At 66.1% G+C, this 3,425-nt stretch carries 4 protein-coding genes and 1 tRNA gene; 2 read left to right on the forward strand and 3 right to left on the reverse strand.

The window, feature by feature from the left end:
• Window positions 1-575: 2-oxo-4-hydroxy-4-carboxy-5-ureidoimidazoline decarboxylase (uraD, locus tag AB3X43_RS05125; RefSeq protein WP_369428793.1), on the reverse strand; the 575-nt coding region annotated here is incomplete at its 3' end.
• Between the two features lie 5 nt (window positions 576-580).
• A complete protein-coding gene (puuE, locus tag AB3X43_RS05130) occupies window positions 581-1,543 on the reverse strand; it encodes an allantoinase PuuE (RefSeq protein WP_369428794.1) in 963 nt (320 codons plus the stop codon).
• Window positions 1,544-1,632: 89 nt separating this feature from the next.
• Here puuE and uraH point away from each other — a divergent pair, with 89 nt between their 5' ends.
• Both uraH and AB3X43_RS05140 read left to right on the forward strand, forming a co-directional pair.
• Window positions 1,633-1,992, forward strand: coding sequence for a hydroxyisourate hydrolase (gene uraH / locus AB3X43_RS05135; protein ID WP_369428795.1), 360 nt, complete (start codon window positions 1,633-1,635; stop codon window positions 1,990-1,992).
• 4 nt (window positions 1,993-1,996) lie between these two features.
• Window positions 1,997-3,199, forward strand: coding sequence for a urate hydroxylase PuuD (locus AB3X43_RS05140; protein ID WP_369428796.1), 1,203 nt, complete (start codon window positions 1,997-1,999; stop codon window positions 3,197-3,199).
• A gap of 104 nt (window positions 3,200-3,303) precedes the next feature.
• Here the strand turns inward: AB3X43_RS05140 and AB3X43_RS05145 are convergent.
• Window positions 3,304-3,380: transfer RNA gene (locus AB3X43_RS05145), tRNA-Pro, on the reverse strand.
• Between the last annotated feature and the right edge of the window lie 45 nt (window positions 3,381-3,425).

A 3,425-nucleotide genomic window follows, 5' to 3' on the forward strand; every position in this document is an offset into this window, starting at 1 on the left:
TGCGCGAGCTGCTCGGCCCAGTCCCAGACCCGGTTGCCCAGCTCGGGCGACACGCCGAACTTGTCGTTCAGCCGGATCTCGGCGATGCGGTGGATGTTGCGCAGGCACTCCTCGCGCTCGAAGTCCATCGGATTGCCCAGGCGGCGGGCGAAGGTGGCGATGATCTCGTGCCGCCCCAGTCCCAGCCCACGCGGGCCCCGCACGGCCAGGATGAAGGGGAAGCCGAACTTGGCGTTGTAGTCGGTGTTGAGCTGCAGCAACTGCGCGAACTCGGCGGGCGTGCAGTCGGTGAGGCCCGCCTTGCCCTGCTCGTTCGTCGATTCCGCCGTGAGCGTCTTCGACACCATCGCCTTGCCCGCCAGCTCGGGGTGGGCGCGGATCAGCGCGAGCTGCGGCCCGGTGCCTGCGTCGCGCACGACGGTGACCAGCGCGTGTTTCAGTCCGGCGAGGCTCGTGAAGGGTCGCAGCGCGGCGGCGCGTTCGGCGATCCAGGGCGAGTGTTCGTAGATGCCGTCCAGCAGTGCGCGGAGTTCGGCAGGCGTGGCAGCGTTGAGTTGGTCGATCGTCAAGGGCATGGTGGTCATTCCCACACGAAGGCGGTGTCGGCGTTGAACGGGTGCGCCTGCTGCCAGTGGCGGGCAATGTCGATGCGGCGGCAGACCCAGACGCGGTCATGCGCCTGCACATGGTCGAGGAAGCGCTGCAGCGCCCGCATCCGCCCCGGCCGGCCGAGCAGGCGGCAGTGCATGCCGATGCTCATCATCGACGGCCGCTCGTCGCCTTCCGCGTAATGCACGTCGAAGGCATCGCGCAGGTACTGGAAGAACTCGTCGCCGTGGCTGTAGCCCTGCGGCAGGGCGAAGCGCATGTCGTTGCAGTCGAGCGTGTACGGCACGACGAGGTGCGGGGCGAGCGCGCCGTCGGTCTTGCGCACCTGCAGCCAGAACGGCAGGTCGTCGCCGTAGTAGTCGCTGTCGTAGGTGAAGCCGCCATGGTCGGCGACGAGGCGGCGCGTGTTGGGGCTGTCGCGGCCGGTGTACCAGCCGAGCGGGCGCTCGCCGGTCAGCCGCTCGATGATCGCCATGGCCTCGTCGAGGTGGGCACGCTCGGTGGCCGGGTCGATGTTCTGGTAGTGGATCCACTTCAGCCCGTGGCAGGCGATCTCGTGGCCCAGCTCGCGGAACGCCGCTGTCACCTCGGGCGAACGCTGCAGCGCCGTGGACACGCCGAAGACCGTCAGCGGCAGGCCGCGCCGCTCGAACTCCCGCAGCAGGCGCCAGACGCCGACGCGCGCGCCGTATTCGTAGATGCCCTCCATGCTCAGGTGCCGCGCCGCGAACGCGGGCGGGTTGAACATCTCGGAGAGGAACTGCTCGCTGCCCGCGTCGCCGTGCAGCACCGAGTTCTCGCCACCCTCCTCGTAGTTCAGCACGAACTGCACGGCAACCCGTGCCTGTCCCGGCCACTGCGCGTGTGGCGGGTGGCGGCCATGGCCGATCAGATCGCGGGGATAGCGAGGAGCGCGGGAAGTGAGTGAAGTCATGGTGCAACGCGATTGACGTGTATCCCAAAGTGTATACACTTTTGCCAATTCCACACCATTTCAACCATTTCAACAAGCAAAGGACCGCAATGGGACGCCTCAGCACCCATGTGCTCGACACGATGAACGGTTGCCCGGCGGCGGGCATGGCGGTGCGGCTGGAGCGGCTGCTGCCCGACGGCTGCATCGAATCACTGCGCACGCTCACGCTCAACGACGACGGCCGCAACCCCGACGGCCCGCTGCTCGGCACGGACGCGATGGTGGCCGGGCGTTACCGGCTGGTGTTCGCGGTGGCGGCGTATTTCCGTGCCCGCGGCGTGGCGCTGCCCGAGCCGGCCTTCCTCGACGAGGTGCCCATCGAATTCGGGCTGGCCGATGTGAACGGCCATTATCACGTCCCGCTGCTCGTCAGCCCGTGGGCGTATTCGACTTACCGGGGATCGTGACGCGATGGAAGCCTATGCCCCCTATCTGCTCGACTGGGCCAACCTGCTGCTGCGCTGGGTCCACGTCATCACGGCGATCGCCTGGATCGGCTCGTCGTTCTACTTCGTCTTTCTCGACAACAGCCTGACGCCGCCCGAAGACCCCGCCCTGCGCGACAAGGGCGTCGGCGGCGAACTCTGGGCCGTCCACGGCGGCGGTTTCTACCACCCGCAGAAATACCTCGTCTCGCCGAAGAAACTGCCCGAGCACCTGCACTGGTTCTACTGGGAAAGCTATTCCACCTGGCTGACGGGCTTCGGGCTGTTCACGGCGCTGTACCTGTTCAACGCGGGCACCTTCCTGATCGACAAGAGCGTCCACGACTGGTCACCCATGGCCGCCATCGGCACAGCGCTCGGCTTCCTCGCCACGTTCTGGGTCGTCTATGACGTGATCTGCCGCGCCTTCGGACAGAAGAAGAACGGCGATTTGATCGTCGGCACGGGGGTGTTCGTGTTTGTCGTGTTCGCGGCATGGCTGGCCTGCCAGCTGTTCGCCGGGCGCGCCGCCTTCCTGCTGGTGGGCGCGATGATGGCCACATCGATGAGCGCCAACGTGTTCTTCTGGATCATCCCTGGCCAGCGCACCGTCGTCGCGCAACTGCGGGCAGGCCAGCCGGTCGAAGCCATCCACGGCCAGCGCGCCAAGCAGCGCAGCGTCCACAACACCTACTTCACGCTGCCGGTGCTGATCGCGATGCTGTCGAACCACTACGGCTGGCTCTACCAGGCGCCGCACAACTGGCTGGTGCTGGTGCTGTTCATGCTGGCTGGCGCACTGATCCGCCACAGCTTCGTCGCACGCCACAAGCAGCTCGCGCAGGGCAAACCGGTGTCGTGGGCGCATGCCATGGCTGGCACGCTGATCCTCGTCGCGCTGGCCGTGTGGCTCGCACCGAAGCCGTCGGCGAACGCGACCAAGCCCCGCGCCGAGGTGACATTTGCCGAGGTGCAGGCCGTCGTCAACCAGCGTTGCGTGATGTGCCACAACGCGCAGGTGCAGAACAAGAACATCCAGCTGCACACACCCGAGCTGATCCGGCAGAACGCGCAGGCGCTCTACCAGCAGGCTGTCGTGCTCAAGGTCATGCCGATGAACAACGCGACGCAGATCACCGACGACGAGCGGGCGCTGATCGGACGCTGGTTTCAAGCTGGCGCGCATTGAACTGCCCACGCGGCCAGCTGGTCGCATGGGGCCTGCAGGCAGAAAACAAGCCCTGAAAAGGCCAATGGGCTAGCTCCTTGTGAGAGCTAACCCATTGAATTCATTGGTCGGGACGGTGGGATTCGAACTCACGACCCCTTGCACCCCATGCAAGTGCGCTACCAGGCTGCGCTACGCCCCGACTGCTGAGAAAGAGATTGTATGCCGAAAATAATCAGTTCGTCCA

This window comes from Sphaerotilus sp., from assembly GCF_041083715.1.
Lineage (GTDB): Bacteria > Pseudomonadota > Gammaproteobacteria > Burkholderiales > Burkholderiaceae_C > Sphaerotilus.